The organism is Paenibacillus sp. Y930 (assembly GCF_056786375.1).
Genome location: NZ_JBXCIX010000045.1, coordinates 1 through 583, shown reverse-complemented (window position 1 = coordinate 583; position 583 = coordinate 1). Strand labels below are relative to the sequence as shown.

Sequence of the window (583 nt, the reverse complement as noted above, 5' to 3'; positions counted from 1 at the left end):
CGCGTGAATACTGTGTTATGAGATGTCGGCGACTTCTTGAATTACTTAAGATTCTATTCGTTCATTAAACATTTCATTTATACTATGTATTTCAATCCTATCTTCTTCTTTTCTTAGATCTATGTATTCATGTTCGATTGTAATCTCTAGTTCATTTCTATCGAAGAAATTTAACAGTCTCTTTGCTTCTCTTATAATTGATTCATTATAGTCCTTGAGCTTTGTTTTATTTCTTTTCAAGTTTTCTTTATATTCATCTGATGTTGCAACATGTGTTAACGCGATATATCTTAAAAATGTATATCCATCACAGTACTCATCATATAAAACATCCATAACATCTATTTCATCATCATGACTTTCAGTCAATGAAATCAATAGATTTACTACTCTTTCTTGTTCATATAATCCTATATCAATCAGTTTTCTTATTTGTTTTTCAGTATCTTCGTAAGCATATTTATTCTTGTAATCTCTTGAAATAAGTTGTAAATAATCAGCCTCACCTAAATTCCTTTCAAGTTCCTCGTGATCATATATCCATTGCTCCAACTCAAATAATGTCACGGTTCTCTTTAGAAAA

The 583-nt window shown here is 29.5% G+C and carries 1 protein-coding gene; it reads right to left on the bottom strand.

Annotation, left to right across the window (positions count from 1 at the left end; all coding sequences use genetic code 11):
• Nucleotides 1–45: 45 nt before the first annotated feature.
• The coding region (locus tag AC1TO5_RS21295; RefSeq protein WP_482064832.1) for a hypothetical protein at nt 46–583 on the bottom strand (538 nt) is incomplete at its 5' end.